Origin of the sequence: Thermomonospora curvata DSM 43183, from assembly GCF_000024385.1 — a bacterium.
Taxonomy (GTDB): domain Bacteria; phylum Actinomycetota; class Actinomycetes; order Streptosporangiales; family Streptosporangiaceae; genus Thermomonospora; species Thermomonospora curvata.
Genome location: NC_013510.1, coordinates 2,588,080 through 2,607,264, shown reverse-complemented (window position 1 = coordinate 2,607,264; position 19,185 = coordinate 2,588,080). Strand labels below are relative to the sequence as shown.

Below are 19,185 nucleotides of genomic sequence, written 5' to 3'. Positions count from 1 at the left end.
AATCCCCCCGGTGTCCCCAGCGCCCACCGGCGGCCGGCGCCTTCCGGCGAAGCCGCTCGCTGGGAATGCCCGTGCCGCCGGCCGGCAAACCCCGGCCGGCGGGGGGCGTGCCGCGACGCGGCCGGGGCCGACCTAGACTCGGGGGCATGAGTCCCCCCGGCCAGGCCGCGGTCGAGCTGAACGCGCTGGTGAAGCGCTATGGCGCCACCACCGCGGTGGACGGTCTTTCGCTGCGCGCCGAGCGCGGCGCGATCACCGCGCTGCTCGGTCCCAACGGCGCGGGCAAGACCACCACGATCGAGATCTGCGAGGGCTACCGGCGACCCGACGGCGGCACCGTGCGGGTGCTCGGGCTGGACCCGCTGCGCGATGCCCGGGCGCTGCGTCCCCGGGTGGGGGTGATGCCGCAGTCGGGCGGGGTGCCGGGCACCGCCCGCGCCGGGGAGTTCCTGCGCCTGATCGCCGCCTTCTACGCCCGCCCGCTGGACCCGGCGGCGCTGCTGGAGCGGCTGGGGCTGAGCGGGCACGCCCGCACCCCCTTCCGGCGGCTGTCGGGCGGCCAGCAGCAGCGATTGTCACTGGCCGCCGCCGTGATCGGCCGGCCGGAGCTGGTGTTCTTGGACGAGCCGACCGCCGGGCTGGACCCGCAGGCCCGGCACGCCGCCTGGGAGCTGGTGAGCGAGCTGCGGCGGGCCGGGGTGAGCGTGATCTTGACCACCCACCACATGGACGAGGCCGAGCGGCTGGCCGACCGGGTGGTGATCGTCGACCGGGGCCGGGTGGTGGCCGAGGGCACCCCCGCCGAGCTGACCGGCGCCGAGCGGCAGCTGCGGTTTCGCGCCCGGCCCGGGCTGGGGCTGGATGAGCTGCTGGCGGCGCTGCCGCCCGGCAGCGCCGCCAAGGAGTCCCCGGCCGGTCACTACCTGATCGAGGGCGAGGTGGGACCGGAGCTGCTGGCCACGGTGACCGCCTGGTGCGCCTCCCACGGGGTGATGACCGAGGACCTGCGGATCGAGCGGCGCACCCTGGAGGATGTGTTCTTGGAGCTGACCGGACGGGAGCTGCGGTCGTGACGGGCGCTCCCGCACTGGACCTGACCCCCGCGCCGGGCGCGGCGCCGCTGCCGAGGATGGTGCTCGCCCAGGCCGCCTTCGAGCTGCGCGGCATGCTGCGCAACGGGGAGCAGCTGCTGCTCACCATGATCATCCCGGTGCTGCTGCTGGTGCTGTTCTCCACCACCGCCCTGCTGGATCTGGGCCCGGGCGAGCGGGTGGACTTCCTGACGCCGGGAGTGCTGGCGCTGGCGGTGATGTCGACGTCCTTCACCGGGCAGGCCATCGCCACCGGTTTCGAGCGGCGCTACGGGGCGCTCAAACGGCTGGGCGCCACCCCGCTGCCGCGCAGCGGGCTGATCGTCGCCAAGACGCTGGCGATCCTGGCCGTGGAGGCGGTGCAGACCGCGCTGATCTGCGCGGTGGCGCTGGCGCTGGGCTGGAGCCCCCACGGCGGGTTCGGCGGGGCGCCGGCCGTGGCGGTGCTGCTGCTGGCCGGCACCGCCGCCTTCAGCGGTTTCGGGCTGCTGATGGCCGGGACGCTGCGGGCCGAGGCCACGCTGGCCGCCGCCAACCTGGTCTACCTGCTGCTGCTGGCGCTGGGGGGCGTGGTGTTCCCGCTCACCGAGTTCCCCGGCCCGGTGGCGGCGGTGCTGGAGGCGCTGCCGATCGCGGCGCTGGCCGAAGGGCTGCGGCAGGTCCTGCAGCAGGGCACGGCCCTGCCGGTCGCCTCCCTGCTGGTCCTGCTGGCCTGGGCGGCGGTGGGACTGGCCCTGGCGGCCCGGTTCTTCCGGTGGGAATGAGTGGCCGCCTCGGTTGACTCCTCCGGCTCGCTGGGGCCGCGGGGCTGGTCCCGGTGGGGCGGGCGAGCGCTGTCGCCGGCGTCGGTCCCGCCGCCGGTGCTGGTGCTGCTGGGCGTGGTGTCGGTGCAGGTCGGCGCGGGCCTGGCCAAGCATCTGTTCGCGGCGCTGCCGCCGGTGGCGGTGGCGTCGCTGCGCCTTGCGACCTCGGCGCTGGTGCTGGGCGTGCTCGGCCGCCGGGCGCTGCGCACGCTGACCCGCGACCACTCCTGGGGCGACCTGGGCGTGGCCGCCGCCTTCGGGCTGACGCTGGCGGTGATGAACACCGCCATCTACCTGTCGTTCGCCCGGATTCCGCTGGGCGTGGCGGTGACCATCGAGTTCCTCGGCCCGCTGGCGGTCTCCATCGCCGCCTCCCGGCGCCTGCTGGACCTGTTGTGGGCGGTGCTGGCGTTCGCCGGGGTGGCGCTGCTGGCCCGCGGCGACGGCGAGGTGAACCTCGCCGGGGTGGCGTTCGCCCTGGTGGCGGGCGCGGCATGGGCCGCCTACATCCTGCTCAGCGCGGCCACCGGCCGGCGTTTTCCCGGGTCGGTGGGGCTCACGGCGGCCAGCGCGGTGGCGGCGGCGGTGATGCTGCCGCTGGGCGCGGCCACCGCGGGGACGGCGCTGCTGGCGCCGCAGTGGCTGCTGCTGGGCCTGGGCGTGGGGCTGCTGTCGTCGGTGATCCCCTACACCCTGGAGCTGGAGGCGCTGCGCCGGATGCCGGCGCGGGTCTTCGGGATCTTGATGAGCCTGGAGCCGGCCGTGGCGGCCCTGGTGGGGCTGCTGGTGCTGGGCGAGGTCCTGTCGGTCCTGGAGTGGGCCGCCATCGGCTGCGTCATGGTCGCCTGCATCGGCGCCACCCGGGAACGCGAGGGCTGACCGGCCCGCAGGCAGGCGGTCAGGCGGGCTGCGGACGAGGGTTGCCCAACTGCGCGCCCGCGGACCCGGCCCCGGCCGGCGGCGCGGCGGACTCGGCGGAGGCCAGAGGACCGCGCTCGCGGGTGGCGAAGGCCACGTTCAGCACCGCGATCCACACCAGTGCCGAGCCCAGCATGTGCAGGCCCACCAGCAGTGCCGGGACGCCCAGGAAGTACTGGATGTAGCCGATCGCGCCCTGGGCCGCCTCCACCGCCAGCAGCGTCAGCGCCGCACGCCGCACCCGCGGGGGGGCGTCGTGGCGCCACAGCCCGGCCAGCAGGGCGACGGTGAGCGCCACGGTGAGCCAGGCCAGCAGGCTGTGCACCCGGGTGACCTGCTCGATGGCGAAGTCGAACCGCTCAGCCCGGTCGTCGCCGGCGTGCGGGCCGGTGCCGGTGACGACGGTGCCCGCCACCATCAGCAGCCCCGTCACCCACACCAGGGCCAGCGCCAGGGCGCGCAGCCGGCGGTCCACCAGGACGCGCACCGGCCCGTCCCCCTCCCCGGCGCGCACGTACAGGGCCACGCAGGCGATGAGCAGCAGCGGCGAGAGCATGAAGTGCCCGGCCACCGTCACCGGGTGCAGGTCGGTGAGCACCGTCACCCCGCCCCAGACCGCCTGGGCCACCACGCCCAGCGGCTGGACCGCCGCCAGGTACACCAGGTCGCGCCGGCGGGGCACCGTGCGCAGCGCCGCCACGAACACCGCGACCGCGACCGCCAGGATCGCAAAGGTCAGCGTCCGGTTGCCGAACTCGATGGCCATGTGGACCGGCGAGTGGCCCGGCGCGGAAGTCGGGATCATGCTCTCCGGGGTGCACTTGGGCCAGGTGGAGCAGCCCAGGCCGGACTTGGTGAGCCGGACCGCCCCGCCGGTGACGATGATCCCGGCGTTGACGACCACCGACAGCAGGGCCAGCAGCCGCAGCGAGGACGGGGTCGGCCGCCACACCGCATCGCGCGCTCTGGCCAGGGGGTTCTTGGAACGCTCGGCCACGGGTTCATCGTATGGCCGCCCCCGGAAGGTCCCGTCCACACCCCCTGGCCCGCTGTCAAGGGCCGGGGCGGTGGAAGCCGGACGGGTTCCCGCCCGCCCACGGAGGTCCCGCCGGGCCGTGCAGCGGGGCGTGCAGGAACGCCTGGCGGGCCAGCGCCATCAGCCCCAGCAGCGCATCCCGCCGGTGGGCCAGCCAGGCGGGGTCGGCGGTGCCCCGCTCGGCCCGTTTGTGCAGCAGCGCCAGCTCGGTGGCGGCCAGCTGGTAGTCGCCCATGGCCCGGGCCGCCGCCGGGCCGCCGACCTCGCGGGCCCACCGGCGGGCCGCCCGGCGGCTGGACAGCCGGCCGAGCATCTGCACGTCCTGCGGGGTCACCAGGCCGGTGCTCTCATACAGCGGCAGGTAGCGGCCGATGCGCTGGACGGTGCCGCGCCGCTCCACCAGCACGATCAGCACGAGCACCACCAGCAGGCAGAAGTCCAGGGCGTAGACGACCAGCAGCCCGGCCCCGCCGAAGGCGGTCGAGCCGTTCCACAACCCGTGCAGCACCATCGCGGCGGCCAGGCCCAGCAGCGGCGCCGCGACCCGCCCGTGCCGGTGGGTGGCCGCCCAGGCCACGCCCAGCCCCAGCATGGAGGTGAACAGCGGGTGGCTGAGCGGCGCGACCACCCCGCGCAGCACGAACACCGCGGTGAGCCGGTCGGCGCCGCCCTCCTCCAGCGCCCGCATGTAGTAGGTGATGTTCTCCATCATCGCGAAGCCGAGGCCGACCATGGCGGCGTAGATGAGACCGTCGGCGAACCCGTCGATCTCGGTGCGGCGGAACCACAGCAGGCCGAACAGCACCGCCCCTTTGAGGGATTCTTCGATCAGCGGGGCGCCCACCGTGGCGCTGACGAAGTGGCCGGTGGTCTCCCCGAAGATCGGCACGGTGAGGTAGATCATCCCGGCGGTGTTGAGGACCAGCGCGCCCAGCACCGCCACCCCGGCGCCCCACAGGAAGGCCAGCGCCACGGCGCGCGGCGGCTCCGGCTCCATCCGGTCCAGCGCCAGCACCAGCGCCACCAGCAGCGGGATCGGCAGCAGCGCCAGCAGCAGCGCGACCACGAAGTCCATCCGGCCGAACCAGGCGTACATGCCGAGCACGGCCAGCGCGCACAGTGAGGAGACGGTCAGCCCGGCGATGAGCCCGATGGAGGGCCGTCCGGGTATCCGCCCTTCCAGCACCGCTTTGGGATCTACGCGCGCCATGAGGTGAGCGTAATGGACGCGCCGCCGCGGGAGAGGTCCCGCGGCGGCGCGCACACGGTCGCGTTCACGTCGCCGGCTGCGCCCGGTCGCGTCAGTGCAGCAGCAGCGGGTCGAGGGCGACGGCGGTGAACAGCAGCGCCAGGTACACGTTCGACAGGTGGAAGAACCGCATCGGCCGCAGCTTCACGCCGCTGACGCCGGCCCGCACATCGCGCAGCAGCCGGTGCCCCTCGGCCAGGAACACCCCGCCCAGCACCGCCGCGACCGCCCCGTAGGCCACGCTCATGCCGGCGACCGGCCACAGCAGCAGCGAGAAGATCACCGTGGCCCAGGTGTAGAGCAGGCTCTCGATGACCACCCGCCGCTCACCGGCCACCACCGGCAGCATCGGCACCCCGGCGACCGCGTAGTCCTCCCGGTAGCGCATCGCCAGCGTCCAGGTGTGCGGCGGCGTCCACCAGAACACCACCATGAACAGCACGAAGGGGGCCGCCGCCAGGCTCTCGGTGACGGCCGCCCAGCCGATCAGCACCGGCATGCACCCGGCGATGCCGCCCCATACCACGTTCTGGGCGGTGCGCCGCTTGAGCAGCAGCGAGTAGACGAAGACGTAGTAGACGATGGCCCCCGCCGACAGCGCCGCGGCCAGGGCGTTCACGGCCAGGACGAAGCCGGCGGTGGAGGCGATGGCCAACACGATGCCGAAGGTCAGCGCCCCGGCCGGGCTGACCTGGGCGCGGGCCAGCGGGCGGCGGCGGGTGCGGCGCATCTTGGCGTCGATGTCGCGGTCGATGAAGCAGTTGATGGCGTTGGCCGCGCCCGCGGACATGGTGCCGAAGGCCAGCGTCGCCAGCGCCGTGCCCACCGGCGGCAGCCCGCCGGCGGCCAGGAACATCGCCGGCAGCGTGGTGATCAGCAGCAGTTCGATGACCCGCGGTTTGGTCAGCGCCACATAGGCGCCCACCAGTGCGCCGAGCGAGCGGCGGGCCGCGGCCCGCGGCGCCGCCGGGGTGTCGGCCGGGACGGGGGCGGTCGTCCTGGCGACCGGGGTCCCGGGCTTGTTAATGAGCACCGTCACAGCTGGTCCATGTCCATGTATGTATTCCGAAGGTGCCCCGACCTTCGGCGGTGCCCCCCGAGCGGGCCGCACCTGGGCTTGTCGAGCTTGTGATTTCTGTCGCGGCCACTCCCGTCAACCGCGCAATCACTGTAATGCGCCGCCCGCGAGGGTCGCGCACCGGGTCGGCTCCGGGGAGGAGGCGAGGGATGGTCAAAGACCCGCCTGTGTGAGGCAAGCCCCACCCTGTACTTCCCCCTGCGGGGTGGTTAGCGGCGCAGCCGTGGGGGCAAGGGTCGAAGCGTACGGCGACACGCCGTCGCCGCCGCCCCTTCCGGCCGTTTCGGTGATCGAAGACAGGGGCCGCCGGTTGGATAGGGTTCGGAGGGCGCGGCGCGATGGCGCCCCGGCGGCGCGGGGCGTCTTGCGCGACGGCGACCGGTGATCCCCCGGCCGACCGGAATCGGGCGCGTTGGTCCAGGCAACGGTCCAGGCCGTACGGCGGAGAGTGAACAGCACACGCCCGTCCGCGGGACGGGCGCCGACCCCTGAGAGAGGAAGCTGAGCGTTCCGGTGACTACGGACAGCAGCACGTTTGAATGGTCCGACCTGGACCGGCGGGCGGTGGACGTGGTCCGCGCCCTGGCGATGGACGCGGTCGAGGAGGCGGGTTCGGGCCACCCGGGCACCGCGATGAGCCTGGCGCCGGCCGCCTACCTGCTCTTCCAGCGCTTCCTGCGGCACGACCCGACCGACCCGGCCTGGGTCGGCCGCGACCGGTTCGTGCTCTCGGCCGGGCACTCCAGCCTGACCCTCTACATCCAGCTGTACCTGTCGGGCTACGGGCTGGAGCTCAGCGACCTGAAGGCGTTGCGCAAGTGGGGCAGCCTGACCCCCGGCCACCCCGAGTACGGGCACACCGCCGGCGTGGAGACCACCACCGGCCCGCTGGGACAGGGCATCGCCAACGCGGTCGGCATGGCGATGGCGGCCCGCCGCGAGCGCGGCCTGTTCGACCCGGACGCCGAGCCGGGCCGCAGCCCCTTCGACCACACCATCTGGGTGATCGCCTCCGACGGCGACATCCAGGAGGGCATCAGCCACGAGGCCTCGGCGCTGGCCGGCCACCAGCGGCTGGGCAACCTGGTGGTCATCTACGACGACAACCACATCTCCATCGAGGACGACACCGCCATCGCCACGTCCGAGGACGTGCTGGCCCGCTACGCCGCCTACGGCTGGCACGTGCAGTCGGTGGACTGGACCGCCGGGGGCGACTACCACGAGGACGTGCGGGCGCTGGCGGAGGCGCTGGAGAAGGCCCGCGCCGAGACCGGCCGGCCGTCCTTCATCGCGCTGCGCACCATCATCGGCTGGCCGGCCCCCAACAAGAAGAACACCGGCAAGATCCACGGCGCCGCGCTGGGCGCCGAGGAGGTGGCCGCCACCAAGCGGATCATGGGCATGGACCCCGAGCAGACCTTCGCGGTGCCCGCCGAGGTGCTCGCGCACGCCCGCAAGGTGCTCGACCGGGGCCGGGAGCTGCGCGCCGCCTGGGAGGAGAGCTTCCAGGCCTGGCGGGCGGCGCACCCGGAGCGGGCCGCCGAGTTCGACCGGATCGCCGAGCGGCGGCTGCCGGCCGGCTGGGAGAAGGCGCTGCCGTCCTTCCCGGCGGGCAAGGAGATCGCCACTCGCGCCGCCTCCGGGGAGATCCTCACCGCGCTGGCCCCGGTGCTGCCGGAGCTGTGGGGCGGTTCGGCGGACCTGGCCGACAGCAACAACACCACGATGAAGGGCGAGCCGTCCTTCATCCCCGAGGAGTTCCAGACCAAGGAGTTCCCCGGCAACCGCTACGGCCGCACCCTGCACTTCGGGGTGCGCGAGCACGCCATGGGCGCCATCTGCAACGGCATCGCGCTGCACGGCGGCACCCGCCCCTACTGCGGCACGTTCCTGGTCTTCAGCGACTACATGCGCCCGGCGGTGCGGTTGTCGGCGCTGATGAAGCTGCCGGTGACGTTCGTGTGGACGCACGACTCCATCGGGCTGGGCGAGGACGGCCCCACCCACCAGCCGGTGGAGCACCTGTGGTCGCTGCGCGCCATTCCGGGCCTGGACGTGGTGCGGCCGGCCGACGCCAACGAGACCGCGGTGGCCTGGCGGACCATCCTGGAGCACACCGACCGGCCCGCCGCGCTGGCGCTGACCCGCCAGAAGGTGCCCACCCTGGAGCGCGGCGGGGAGCTGGCGAGCGCCGAAGGGGTCGCCAAGGGCGGCTATGTGCTGGCCGAGGCCTCCACCGGCCGGCCGCTGGTGATTTTGATCGCCACCGGCAGCGAGGTCTCGATCGCGCTGGAGGCGCGGCGCATCCTGGAGGCGGAGGGCACCCCGACCCGGGTGGTGTCCATGCCGTGCGTGGAGTGGTTCTTGGAGCAGGACGAGGCCTACCGCGAGCAGGTGCTGCCGCACTCGGTGCGCGCCCGGGTGTCGGTGGAGGCCGGCGTGGGGCTGGGCTGGCGGCAGTTCGTCGGCGACGCCGGCGAGATGGTCAGCCTGGAGCACTTCGGCGCCTCGGCCGACTACAAGACGCTGTTCCAGCAGTTCGGCTTCACGCCCGACCGTGTGGTCGCCGCCGCCCGCTCCAGCCTGATCAAGGCCGGTGTGGAGGGCCAGGGCCGCGGTGAGACGACCGGGAACTGACAGCCCGTCACAGGTGAGGAGACACCGGTGAGCGAGACACTCGATAGGCTCTCTGCCGAGGGCGTCGCGATCTGGCTGGACGACATCAGCCGGGACCGGTTGCAAAGCGGCAACCTGGAGGCGCTGATCCGCGACCGGAGGGTGGTGGGGGTCACCTCCAACCCGACCATCTTCGCCAAGGCGCTCAGCAAGGGCACCGCCTACGACGCCCAGTTGCGCGACCTTGCGGTGCGCGGGGTGGACGTGGAGGAGGCGGCGCGGGCCATCACCACCTACGACATCCGCTGGGCCTGCGATGTGCTGCGCCCGGTCTTCGAGCGCACCGCTCACCTGGACGGCCGGGTGTCGATCGAGGTGGACCCGCGGCTGGCCCGCCGGCCCGAGCCGACCGTGGCCGAGGCGCGGGCGCTGTGGTGGATGGTGGACCGGCCGAATCTGATGGTCAAGATCCCCGCCACCGCGGAGGGGCTGCCGGCGATCACGCAGGCGATCAGCGAGGGCATCAACGTCAACGTCACGCTGATCTTCTCCCTGGAGCGCTACGGGCAGGTGATCGACGCCTACTTCGCGGGGCTGGAGCAGGCCCGCGCGGCCGGGCGCGACCTCTCCCAGATCGCCTCGGTGGCCTCGTTCTTCGTCAGCCGGGTCGACACCGAGATCGACAAGCGGCTGGACAAGCTGGGCTCGGCGAAGGCCGCGGCGCTCAAGGGCAAGTCGGGGGTCGCCAACGCCCGCCTGGCCTATGCGCTGTATGAGGAGAAGTTCTCCTCCGACCGGTGGCAGGCGCTCCGGGAGGCCGGGGCCCGGCCGCAGCGTCCGCTGTGGGCCTCCACGGGGGTGAAGGATCCCTCGCTGCCCGACACCTTGTATGTGGACGAGCTGGTGGCGCCCGGCACGGTCAACACCATGCCGGAGGCGACGCTGGAGGCCGCCGCCGACCACTCCCAGATCCGCGGCGACACCGTGCGCGGCTCCTACGAGGAGGCCCGCGCCCACATGGCCGCCCTCAAGGAGGTCGGCGTCGACTACGACGATGTGGTGCGCGTCCTGGAGGAGGAGGGCGTGGAGAAGTTCGAGGCGTCCTGGGCGGAGCTGCTGAGCACCATCGAGCGGGAGCTGGCCGACAAGGGCGAGGGGGCCGCCAAGTGACCTCGGTCGTCACCGCGGGCGGCGTCTCGGTCACCTTGCGCGGGGCGGTGGTCGACCGGGCCGCCGCGGTGACCGAGCGGCTGATCAGCGACGGCGTGCCGGCCGCCCTGGCCGCCGGCAATCCCCAGCTGTGGGGGCCGGGCGCGGTCGCCGAGGCGAGCAAGCGGCTGGGCTGGCTGAAGCTGGCCGAATCGTCCCGGCCGCTGCTGCCGCGGCTGGCCGAGCTGGCCGAGCGGGTGCGCGCCGACGGGCTGGACCGGGTGGTGCTGGCCGGGATGGGCGGATCCTCGCTGGCCCCGGAGGTCATCACCCGCACCGCCGGGGTGGAGCTGACCGTGCTGGACACCACCGACCCCCAGCAGGTCGCCGCGGTGGTCGGCGACCGGCTGGAGCGCACCGTGGTGGTGGTCTCCAGCAAAAGCGGCGGCACCATCGAGACCGACAGCCACCGGCGGGTCTTCGAGGGCGCCTTCGCCGCCGCCGGGATCACCGGCGCCGAGCTGGCCCGCCGTTTCGTGGTCGTCACCGATCCCGGCTCGCCGCTGGAGGAGGCCGCCCACCAGGCCGGCTACACGGTGGTGCTGGCCGACCCCGACGTCGGCGGCCGCTACAGCGCGCTGAGCGCCTTCGGGCTGGTGCCCAGCGCGCTGGCCGGGGCGCAGGTGGCCGGGCTGCTGGAGGAGGCGGCGGCGCTGACGCCGTCGCTGCGCCAGCCGTATGACAACCCGGCCCTGACGCTGGGGGCGGCGCTGGGGGCCTCGGCGCTGGCCGGCCGGGACAAGCTGGCCATCGCCGACCGCGGCTCGGGCATCGCCGCCTTCGGCGACTGGGCCGAGCAGCTGATCGCCGAGTCCACCGGCAAGGACGGCAAGGGCATCCTGCCGGTGGTGGTCGAGGGCGTCGACGCCCCCGGCTTCACCGGCGGCGAGGACGTGTGCCCGGTGGTGCTGGGCGGCGGCTTCGACGGCGACGGGCTGGGCGTCACCGGTCCGCTGGGCGCGCAGTTCCTGCTGTGGGAGTACGCCACCGCGGTGGCCGGGCGGGTGCTGGGCATCAACCCCTTCGACCAGCCCAACGTCCAGGAGTCCAAGGACAACACCGCGGCGCTGCTGCGCGCCGCCGACGGGGACGCGCCGACCGTGGTGGCCGGTGAGCCCGCGCTGGTCGTCGACGCGGTGGAGGTGCACGCCCCGCCCGAGCTGGTCAGGGGCGCCAAGGACCTGTCCGCCGTGCTGGAGGCGGTGGTGACGGCGGTCCCCGAGCGCGGTTACCTGGCGGTCATGGCCTACCTGGACCGGATGGGCGACGCCGCCGCCGAGCGGCTGCGTCCGCTGCTGGCCGAGGCCTCGGCCCGGCTGCGCAAGACCGCGGTGCCGGTGACGTTCGGCTGGGGGCCCCGTTTTCTGCACTCGACCGGCCAGTATCACAAGGGCGGCCCGCAGAACGGGGTGTTCGTGCAGATCACCGGGGAGTGCGCCGAGGACCTGCCGGTGCCCGGCAAGCCGTACACGCTCCGGCAGCTGCAGCTGGCCCAGGCGTTCGGGGACCTGCGGGCGCTGCGCTCGCGGGGCCGCCCGGCCGTCCGGTTCCACCTGCGGGACCGTGCGGCGGGGGTGCGGCAGCTGCTGAGCGCGCTGGCCTAGCGCGGGCACCGGCGAAGACTCCCTTCCGCCGCGCCCTGCGACAATCCGCGTCGATCCCCATCGATATCGGACATCGGTGGGGATCGTTGCGTTTTCGGTCGCGCGGTGCGGACGGTCCTGAAACGATGGGCGGGGAGGGAGGAACCGTGCCGGCCTTCGACGTGATGACCCGCGGCAACGCTTTGGACTCGGCCCTCCAGGCTCGTGACCACCTGGTCACCTGCGGGGTGCCGTCCGCCCTGGCGGCCAAGGACCCCCGGCTGTGGGGCCGGGGGAACGTCGCGCCGGGCCGGCTGGGCTGGCTGGACCTGCCCTTCGCCTCCCGGATGCTGCTGGAGCGGCTCGGTGATCTGGTGGCCGAGCTCCGCCACAGTGGGCTGGACCATGTGGCGCTGGTCGGGGTGGGCGCCGAAGGGCTGGCCGCGCGGGCCGTGCTGGAGGCCGCCGACCCGGGCCGGGCGGCATCCGGCGCGCTGACCGTCCTGGACGGCGGCGGGCGGCAGGCCCTGCAGACGGTCCTGCAGCGGCTGGACCGCACGCTGGTGGTGCTGTCCAGCAAGGCCGGGGTCTCCATCGAAGGCGACGCCTACCACCGGATCCTCAGCGGGGCGTTCCGGGAGATCGGGCTGAGCGACCGCCAGATCGCCGAGCGGTTCCTGGTGATCACCGACCACGACAGCCCGCTGCACGGATTCGCCCGCCACCGCGGCTACCGGATCGGGCTGACCGATCCGGCCCTGCCCGGTCATTTCGGGGCGCTGTCGGCCTACGGGCTGGTGCCGGCGGCGCTGGCCGGGGCGCAGGTGTCCACCCTGCTGGAGGAGGCGGCCGCGGTGGTGCCGTCGCTGGGCAAGGACGATGACAACCCGGCGCTGCTGCTGGGAGCGGTGCTGGGCGGCTGCGCCCGGCAGGTCCCCGCCTGGGCCTGCCGCGACAAGGTGGCGCTGGAGGGCGGGCCGGCGGCGCTGGCCGGCTGGGTGGGCCAGCTGCTGGCCACCGGCACCGGCAAACGGGGCCGGGGGATCGTGCCGCTGCCGGCCGCCGGACGGCCCGCCGGACAGGCGCCCGACCTGCACTCGGTGGCCCTGGGCGGGGCCTTTCAGGAGGCCGACACGTTCGTGTGGGGGCCGCCGGGCGCCCAGTTCCTGCTGTGGGAGTACGCCACCGCGGTGGCCGCCTGGCTGCTGGGCGTCGACCCCTTCGATGAGGCGGCGGCCCTGGTGCGGGAGGCCGAGGAGGAGGCGGCGGCGATCCTGCGGCGCTCGCCCGCGCTGCCGCCGCTGCTGGAGGAGCCGGACTTCGTCGACGGCGGCATCGAGGTGCGCGGCGACCCCGCCCTGGCCGGGGCGGCGGTGCCGACCGATCTGCCGGCGGCGATCGAGGCGATGCTGCAGGGCATCCCGGCGACCGGCTACCTGGCGGTGATCAGCTACCTGCCCGACGAGCTGCCCGGCGCCCGCCTGGCGCCGGCGCTGGCCCACCGGTCCGGCCGCCCGGTGTGCCACGGCACGGGCCCGTCCTACCTGCACGACACCGGGTCCCTGCACAAGCAGGGGCCGCGCAACGGGGTGTTCCTGGTGGTGACCGGCACCCCGGGGGCCGATCTGCCAGTGCCCGGCCGCCCTTACTCGCTGGGCGGGCTGCACCTGGCCCGCGCGCTGGCCGACGTGCGGGCGCTGCGCCGGCGCGGCCTGCCGGTGCTGTGGCTGCACCTGCGCGAGCCGGCCGACGGCGCCGCCCGCCTCGCCGAGACGGTGCGGGGCCGTAGATGAGCCGGGAGCCGGGCCCGCCGAAGAGACACAAATCACCGCGTTCGCAACGACCGTGCGCGTACACCTCATACCGGCCGGGAACGTCCTGCGGGATGCGGCGGGGACGGGTGCGGCCCGCCCGCCCCCTTCTCCCGCGGGCCTCCCGGAGACCCACTGGAACGAAGCTGGAGGGGACGTGCGGGGAGAACGCCCGTCCGTACCGATGAACCTTTTCCGCCATGCGGCCGCGGGTACCGGGGACGGGAGCCCCGGTGACGCCCGGTGCCGTGCCCGCACCGGCGCCGTCCCCGCGTGGGACCCGCCCGCCCGCGGCCTGCGGGAACGGCGCGTTGCACAAGGCTCAACGAGCATGACCGGAGTTGACTGGAGCGGCCCACAAGGCCGGCAGGGGGCGTACAGGTGACCACGACGAATCCGTTGCGTGATCCACGTGACAAGCGGCTGCCGCGGGTGGCCGGGCCCAGTGTGCTGGTGCTGTTCGGGGTGACCGGCGATCTGTCGCGCAAGAAGCTGCTGCCGGCGATCTACGACCTGGCCAACCGGGGCCTGCTGCCGCCGGGCTTCTCCCTGGTCGGCTTCGCCCGCCGCGACTGGGAGCACCAGGACTTCCGGCAGGTGGCCTATGAGGCGGTCAAGGAGAACGCGCGCACTCCCTTCCGGGAGGACGTCTGGCGGCACCTGGCCGAGGGCATGCACTTCGTGCCCGGCGAGTTCAGCGACCCGGGGGCCTTCGAGGCGCTGGCCATGGCGGTCAAGGAACTGGACGCCACCCGCGGCACCGGCGGCAACTACGCCTTCTACCTGTCCATCCCGCCCAAGTTCTTCCCGATGGTGGTGGAGCAGCTGCAGCGGTGCGGGCTGACCGAGCACGGCCCGCACTCCTGGCGGCGGGTGGTGGTGGAAAAGCCCTTCGGGCACGACCTCAAGAGCGCCCGGGAGCTGAACGCCACGCTGCACCGGGTCTTCCCCGAGGAGTCGATCTTCCGGATCGACCACTACCTGGGCAAGGAGACCGTGCAGAACATCCTGGCGATGCGGTTCGCCAACACCATGTACGAGCCGGTGTGGAACCGCTCCTACATCGACCATGTGCAGATCACCATGGCCGAGGACATCGGGATCGGCGGCCGGGCCGGCTACTACGACGGCATCGGCGCCGCCCGCGACGTCATCCAGAACCACCTGCTGCAGCTGCTGGCGCTGACCGCGATGGAGGAGCCCACCTCCTTCAGCGCCGAGGCGGTGCGCGCCGAGAAGGCCAAGGTGCTCTCCTCGGTGCGGCTGCCGGACGATCTGAGCCGCACCACCGCCCGCGGCCAGTACGCGGCCGGCTGGCAGGGCGGCGAGCGGGTGCGCGGCTACCTGGAGGAGGACGGCATCCCGCCCGACTCGCGCACCGAGACCTACGCGGCGATCAAGCTGGAGATCGAGTCGCGGCGCTGGGCCGGGGTGCCGTTCTACCTGCGCACCGGCAAGCGGCTGTCGCGCCGGGTCACCGAGGTGGCGCTGATCTTCCAGCGCGCCCCGCACCTGCCGTTCTCCGAGACCGACACCGAGGAGCTGGGGCAGAACGCCCTGGTGATGCGGGTGCAGCCGGATGAGGGCATCACGGTGCGCTTCGGCTCCAAGGTGCCCGGAACCGCCATGGAGATCCGGGATGTGAACATGGACTTCGCCTACGGGGAGTCCTTCACCGAGCACTCCCCCGAGGCGTATGAGCGGCTGTTGCTGGATGTGCTGATCGGCGACCCGCCGCTGTTCCCCCGGCAGGAGGAGGTCGAGCTGTCGTGGGGGATCCTCGACCCGATCGAGGAGTACTGGGCCGAGCACGGCAGGCCGGAGCCGTACAAGTCCGGCGGCTATGGCCCGGCGTCGGCCGATCTGCTGATGGCGCGCGACGGGCGTGCCTGGAGACGTCTGTGACCGCGACCACCCTGTTGGAGTCCGATCGATGAACATCGACCTGGCCGACACCTCGATCCGCCACATCCAAAGCTCGCTGCGGCAGGCCCGGCACCTGATGGGCGGCCCGGCCGTGGGCATGGTGCTCACCTTGGTGATCGTGACGGACGAGTCGGCGCAGTACGACGCGGTCCGGGCGGCCAACGAGGCGGCCCGCGAGAATCCCTGCCGGGTGCTGACGGTGATCTCCCGGGACTCCCGCGGCAGCTCCTCCCGGCTGGACGCCGAGATCCGCATGGGCGAGACCGGGCCGGGTGAGACGGTGCTGCTGCGCATGTACGGGCCGCTGGCCGAGCACGCCGACTCGGTGGTGGTGCCGCTGCTGGTGCCGGACGCCCCGGTGGTCACCTGGTGGCCGGGCAACGCACCCGTCCAGCCGGGCACCGACCCGCTGGGGGTGCTGGCCCAGCGGCGCATCACCGACTCCTATGCCGCCCGGGACCGGCTGGGCACGCTGGCCCGGCTGGCCGAGAACTACCAGCCGGGCGACACCGATTTCGCCTGGACGCGGCTGACCCCGTGGCGGACGCTGCTGGCGGCGGCGCTGGACTCCGGTTTCGCGGAGATCACCGCCGGCAGGGTGGTGGCCGAGCCCGACAGCCCCAGCGCCGAGCTGCTGGCGGCCTGGCTGTCGCTGCGGCTGGGGGTGCCGGTGGCCCGGCAGTTCTCCGAAGGGCCCGGCCTGACCGAGGTCACGCTGACCACGGTGGAGGGCGACATCTCGCTGACCCGCCCGGACGGCCGGGTGGCGACGCTGTCGCGGCCCGGGCAGCCGGACAGGCAGGTGGCGCTGCCGCGCCGCCCGATGGCCGAGCTGCTGGCCGAGGAGCTGCGGCGGCTGGACCCCGACGAGGTGTACCACGAGTCGGCCGTCCGCTACGCCAAGGACCTGGCCGCTGCGCGCGGAACGGAGCAGCCGGCCCCCGAACTGGATGAGGACCGATCATGACAGTGCCCACCGTGTTGATCCACCGCGACCCGACCCTGCTGGCCAGGGCGGCGGCGGCCCGGCTGGTCACCCGGATCGTGGACGTGCAGGCCGCCCGGGGCGGCGCCGCGCTGGTGCTGACCGGCGGGGGGATCGGCACCGCGGTGCTGGCCGAGCTGGCCGCCACCGGCGCCCGTGACGCCATCGACTGGGGCCGGCTGGACCTGTGGTGGGGGGATGAGCGGTTCCTGCCGTCGGGGCACCCGGACCGCAACGAGACCGGCGCGCGGCGGGCGCTGCTGGACCACGTCCCGCTGGATCCGGCGCGGGTGCACCCGATGCCGGCCAGCGACGGGCCGGACGGCGACGACCCGGAGGCGGCGGCCGAGCGCTACGCGGCGCTGCTGCGCGCGGCCGCCCGGCCGGAAGACCACGGCCCGGTGCCGTCCTTCGACGTGCTGATGCTGGGCGTGGGACCGGACGCGCACGTGGCGTCGCTGTTTCCGGAGATGCCGGCGCTGTATGAGGAGGAGCGGACGGTGGTGGCGGTGCGGGGGGCGCCCAAGCCCCCGCCGACCCGGATCACCTTGACGCTGCCGGCGATCCGGGCGGCCCGGGAGGTGTGGCTGCTGGCCGCGGGCGAGGCCAAGGCCGACGCGGTGCGGCTGGCGCTGTCGGAGGCGGGTCCGCTGGCGGCCCCGGCCGCCGGGGCCCCGGGGCCGCCAGCGGACGCTGGTCCTGCTGGACCGGGCGGCGGCGAGCAAACTGCCCCCGGGCCTGGAGCGCATCGCCTCCCCCTGACCCTGGGCGAAACCACGGGCTCACGACGATGTAGCGATTCCGTAACAACGCTGCGCCAGATTTGGGGAGACCGAAGAACCCCGGAAGGGGGGAACGCTCCAAATGCCACTGCTGCGCATCCGCACCCACATCGAGGACCGGCCCGGCCGGCTGGCCGGGCTGACCGCCGCGCTGGCCGAGCACGGCGCCAACATCCTCAACCTGTCCGTCCAGGTGGACGCCGAGGGCGTGGTGGACGAGTTCATCGTGGACGTCCAGCGCGGCGGAGCGTGGCCGGGCGAGCTGGCCGCCGCGATCGAACGGGCCGGGGGAGGCGACACCACGGTGGTGCCCGCCCGTCCGCACGAGCTGGTCGACGAGCCCACCCGGGCGATGCTGCTGGCCGCCCGGGTGCAGGCCGAGCCGCGCTCCCTGCCGCAGGTGCTGGCGGAGCTGCTGCGCGCCGAGTCGGCGACCTGGGTGCGGGGGGCGGCGGCGCTGCGGGAGCCCCGCAGCGCCGCCTGCGACCCGAGCGGCGAGCCCGCACGCGACGGCGCAGGCGCCCCGTTCCGGTCCTTTGAGCTGCTGGTGCCGGTCGGGCCGCTGCGGGCGGTGCGGCTGCGGCGGGTGGGGCTGCCGTTTCACCGCCACCGAGGCCGCCCGTGCCGACGCACTGGTGCGGTCGGTGCTGCCGGCCGGGGAGCCCGGCCCGCTCTCCCGGCGGGTGCTGCTGCGGGACGGCACCGAGGTGGTGGTGCGCCCGATGGAGCGCCGCGACCGGGAGGCCGTGCAGGCCATGCACGAGCGGTGCTCGCCGGCGAGCCGCCGGGCCCGGTACTTCAGCCCCAAGCCGACGCTGTCGCAGCGGGCGCTGGAGCTGTTCTGCGAGCCCTCCCACGGGCTGACGCTGGTCGCCCAGGGGCCGGACGGCTCGATCCTGGCGCTGGCGCACCTGATGCACGCGGTGGACCCGGGAGTGGCCGAGCTGGCCCTGCTGGTGGAGGACGCCTGGCAGGGCCGCGGGCTGGGCCGGGCGCTGACCGACCTGCTGCTGGTGCCGGCCCGCGAGCGGGGGGTGGTGGAGCTGCGCGCCACGGTACTGGCCGACAACGCGCGGATGCGCAGGCTGCTGACCTCGCTGGGCGGCCGGGTCCGGCGCACCGACGAGCCGGGGACGCTGGAGATCAGGCTCCGGCTGGACGCCCGGGCCGCGCGGGCCGCCGCCGCGACCCCCGGCACGGGGGGCGCGCTGGCAGGATAGGCGGGTGACCAGCGCCTGCGACCCCGCCGACAACCCGATCTACGGCAATCCCTGGGCCTATGAGCTGGCGTGCGCGTTCCGTGACGTGCCCGCCGAGGTGGAGGCCCTGCTGAGGTGGTACCGCCGCTCCTGCGGCGGCGGGCCGCCCGCCTCGGTCCTGGAGCTGGCCGCCGGTCCCGCCGAGCACGCCCGGCAGTTCGCCCGGCGCGGGATCGCGGCGACCGCCCTGGACCTGAGCCCGGCCATGTGCGCCCACGCCGAGCGGCGCGCCAAGGACGAGGGGGTGGCGCTGCAGGTCGTGTGCGCCGACATGACCCGCTTCGCGCTGGGCCGCCGCTTCGACCTGGTGGTGACGATGCTGGACTCCACCGCCCACCTGATGAGCCTGGACGCCTTCGTGGCCCATCTGGACCGGGTGGCCGCGCATCTGAACCCCGCCGGGCGCTACATCCTGGAGATGAGCCACCCGGCCGACCGGCTCACCGACGAGCCGTCCACCGGCACCGCGTGGACGGTGCAGCGGGACGGCGTGCGCGCCGAGGTCCGCTGGGGCGAGCCGGGCGACCGGCTGGACCCGATCACCCAGATCGCCCGCGAGCGCGTCACCATCGCCGTCACCCATCCCGACGGCCGCACCGAGACGATCCGCGGCGTGGTGCCCTACCGCTTCTGGACGGCCACCGAGCTGCAGGCGGCCGTCCGCCTGTCGGGAGCGCTGCAGATCGACGCCCAGTACGGCGACTTCACCGGGATCGGCCCGCGCGATCCGGAGGCCTGGCGGCTGATCACGGTGTTCCGGCCCGCCGAGCGGTGACCGGCCGGGCGCCGGGCCGGTGCCCCGGCGGCCAAGGCCTCTCCCCGTCCTGCCGAGGGTG

Annotated in this window: 14 protein-coding genes and 2 pseudogenes; 13 read left to right on the top strand and 3 right to left on the bottom strand. The window is 74.2% G+C overall.

Annotated elements, in window-relative coordinates; translation table 11 throughout:
* Positions 1-146: 146 nt before the first annotated feature.
* From TCUR_RS11000 to TCUR_RS10990, 3 genes are read left to right on the top strand one after another with little or no spacing between them, the layout of a single operon-like run.
* Positions 147-1,073 (top strand): ABC transporter ATP-binding protein, encoded by a 927-nt coding sequence (locus tag TCUR_RS11000; RefSeq protein ID WP_012852570.1) that lies wholly within the window; start codon positions 147-149, stop codon positions 1,071-1,073.
* Between the two features lie 56 nt (positions 1,074-1,129).
* Complete coding sequence (locus TCUR_RS10995) at positions 1,130-1,855, top strand: ABC transporter permease (protein WP_083789996.1); 726 nt, start codon at positions 1,130-1,132, stop codon at positions 1,853-1,855.
* Positions 1,856-2,773: an EamA family transporter gene (locus TCUR_RS10990; RefSeq protein WP_012852568.1), complete on the top strand. Its 918-nt coding sequence runs from the start codon at positions 1,856-1,858 to the stop codon at positions 2,771-2,773.
* Positions 2,774-2,792: 19 nt separating this feature from the next.
* Here TCUR_RS10990 and TCUR_RS10985 read toward each other — a convergent pair whose 3' ends face one another.
* From TCUR_RS10985 to TCUR_RS10975, 3 genes are all read right to left on the bottom strand, one after another.
* A complete protein-coding gene (locus TCUR_RS10985; protein ID WP_148232990.1) occupies positions 2,793-3,809 on the bottom strand; it encodes a COX15/CtaA family protein in 1,017 nt (338 codons plus the stop codon).
* 55 nt (positions 3,810-3,864) lie between these two features.
* Positions 3,865-5,058, bottom strand: coding sequence for a PrsW family intramembrane metalloprotease (locus tag TCUR_RS10980; protein WP_012852566.1), 1,194 nt, complete (start codon positions 5,056-5,058; stop codon positions 3,865-3,867).
* A gap of 91 nt (positions 5,059-5,149) precedes the next feature.
* Positions 5,150-6,136, bottom strand: a complete 987-nt coding sequence (locus TCUR_RS10975; RefSeq protein WP_012852565.1) for a heme o synthase — start codon at positions 6,134-6,136, stop codon at positions 5,150-5,152.
* A 552-nt stretch (positions 6,137-6,688) separates the two neighbouring features.
* On the opposite strand from TCUR_RS10975, the gene tkt reads away from it, so the two are divergent.
* From tkt to TCUR_RS10930, 10 genes and pseudogenes are all read left to right on the top strand, one after another.
* Entirely contained in the window at positions 6,689-8,815 is a 2,127-nt protein-coding gene (tkt, locus tag TCUR_RS10970) for a transketolase (RefSeq protein ID WP_012852564.1), read from the top strand.
* 27 nt (positions 8,816-8,842) lie between these two features.
* Positions 8,843-9,964: a transaldolase gene (gene tal / locus TCUR_RS10965; protein WP_012852563.1), complete on the top strand. Its 1,122-nt coding sequence runs from the start codon at positions 8,843-8,845 to the stop codon at positions 9,962-9,964.
* The gene (locus TCUR_RS10960) at positions 9,961-11,607 is read left to right on the top strand and encodes a glucose-6-phosphate isomerase (protein ID WP_012852562.1); all 1,647 of its coding nucleotides are present in this window, start codon (positions 9,961-9,963) and stop codon (positions 11,605-11,607) included. The genes tal and TCUR_RS10960 overlap by 4 nt, the downstream gene beginning before the upstream one ends.
* Positions 11,608-11,753: 146 nt before the next feature.
* Positions 11,754-13,379 carry a phosphoglucose isomerase (PGI) gene (locus tag TCUR_RS10955; protein WP_012852561.1) on the top strand — a complete coding sequence of 542 codons (1,626 nt, stop codon included), beginning with the start codon at positions 11,754-11,756 and terminating at the stop codon, positions 13,377-13,379.
* A 399-nt stretch (positions 13,380-13,778) separates the two neighbouring features.
* On the top strand, positions 13,779-15,302 hold the full coding sequence (gene zwf / locus TCUR_RS10950; protein ID WP_012852560.1) for a glucose-6-phosphate dehydrogenase: 1,524 nt from the start codon (positions 13,779-13,781) through the stop codon (positions 15,300-15,302).
* Between the two features lie 28 nt (positions 15,303-15,330).
* Positions 15,331-16,290, top strand: coding sequence for a glucose-6-phosphate dehydrogenase assembly protein OpcA (locus TCUR_RS10945; protein WP_012852559.1), 960 nt, complete (start codon positions 15,331-15,333; stop codon positions 16,288-16,290).
* Positions 16,287-17,070: pseudogene (pgl, locus tag TCUR_RS25595) on the top strand (6-phosphogluconolactonase). Before TCUR_RS10945 ends, pgl begins: the two are co-directional and overlap by 4 nt.
* 102 nt (positions 17,071-17,172) lie before the next feature.
* Positions 17,173-17,262: pseudogene (locus TCUR_RS27960) on the top strand (ACT domain-containing protein); the annotation flags it as partial.
* A 364-nt stretch (positions 17,263-17,626) separates the two neighbouring features.
* The gene (locus tag TCUR_RS27955; protein ID WP_012852557.1) at positions 17,627-18,310 is read left to right on the top strand and encodes a GNAT family N-acetyltransferase; all 684 of its coding nucleotides are present in this window, start codon (positions 17,627-17,629) and stop codon (positions 18,308-18,310) included.
* A 4-nt stretch (positions 18,311-18,314) separates the two neighbouring features.
* Positions 18,315-19,124 carry a class I SAM-dependent methyltransferase gene (locus tag TCUR_RS10930; RefSeq protein WP_012852556.1) on the top strand — a complete coding sequence of 270 codons (810 nt, stop codon included), beginning with the start codon at positions 18,315-18,317 and terminating at the stop codon, positions 19,122-19,124.
* Positions 19,125-19,185: the final 61 nt, after the last annotated feature.

Coding starts and splice junctions, on each gene's coding strand:
- TCUR_RS11000 (WP_012852570.1), top strand. CDS start 147: ATGAGTCCCCCCGGCCAGGCCGCGGTCGAGCTGAACGCGCTGGTGAAG.
- TCUR_RS10980 (WP_012852566.1), bottom strand. CDS start 5,058: ATGGCGCGCGTAGATCCCAAAGCGGTGCTGGAAGGGCGGATACCCGGA.
- TCUR_RS10995 (WP_083789996.1), top strand. CDS start 1,130: ATGGTGCTCGCCCAGGCCGCCTTCGAGCTGCGCGGCATGCTGCGCAAC.
- TCUR_RS10945 (WP_012852559.1), top strand. CDS start 15,331: ATGAACATCGACCTGGCCGACACCTCGATCCGCCACATCCAAAGCTCG.